This is a genomic window from Streptomyces sp. NTD91 (assembly GCF_059510455.1).
In genome coordinates this window covers 1-741 of sequence record NZ_JCAJZW010000149.1, presented here as the reverse complement: position 1 = coordinate 741, position 741 = coordinate 1, and the positions used below count along the sequence as shown (strand labels likewise).

Annotated in this window: 1 protein-coding gene; it reads right to left on the bottom strand. The window is 69.1% G+C overall.

What is annotated here, in order from left to right:
- Positions 1 to 98: 98 nt before the first annotated feature.
- The gene (locus AC5WRT_RS38985; RefSeq protein WP_496101106.1) at positions 99 to 515 is read right to left on the bottom strand and encodes a hypothetical protein; all 417 of its coding nucleotides are present in this window, start codon (positions 513 to 515) and stop codon (positions 99 to 101) included.
- Between the last annotated feature and the right edge of the window lie 226 nt (positions 516 to 741).

The following is a 741-nucleotide window of genomic DNA, read 5'->3' as shown; positions in this document are numbered from 1 at the left end:
GCAGTTGGGGACGCCGTCCCCCGAGCGCCGGCTGGATTCCCGCCGTCGGCGGGGACGGGGCCGGGGGGAACTGCTTGCGCTCATGGCCGAGACCCGTTTCACCGGTCGTCGCGGCTCAGGCCATGGTGGTGCCTGCCCCCGCCGCCGTTGTGCTCGCAGCGGTTCCCGTCGTGGCGGTGGGACCTGTGGGACGTCCAGCCGTGTCCCTCGCCCTCCCAGCGGTAGAAGTGACCATCGCGGTAGGAGAGACCGTCGCAGTCGTGCCGGGTCGAATCGGTGCTGTGGCGGTCCTGGTGCCAGCCGCGGGTCTCGTCGCAGGAGTAGCCCCGCTCGAGCAGGTAGCCGACACCGTGGTCCCAGCTGTAGTCAGCGGCCACGGCCCCGTCGGTCGGGTGCTGGGCGTGCGTGGACGCAAGGGGCGCGGCCGAAGCAGCGCCACCGGCACCGAGGACGGCGGCACCGGCGACCGCGACGGAGGACACCGTGAGGGCGATGCGCTTCGCGAGCTTGTTCATGATCTTTCCTTCCCGAGGGGGTGATCTGCGCCTACGGCGGTTCTGCCAGGCGATGCATGACGCCCGGTGTGGTCCGAGCGAGCAGTTCCATACGTCGTACGGAAGTACGCTCTCATTGTTACCATACGTCGTATGGAAATGTCGAAGTGACGAATGCAACCACTGACCGGCTGCCACGAGCGCCAGCAGGTGTCGCTCTTCAGGGCGAGCTGCCCGTCGCCGGCCC

Coding starts and splice junctions, on each gene's coding strand:
- AC5WRT_RS38985 (WP_496101106.1), bottom strand. CDS start 515: ATGAACAAGCTCGCGAAGCGCATCGCCCTCACGGTGTCCTCCGTCGCG.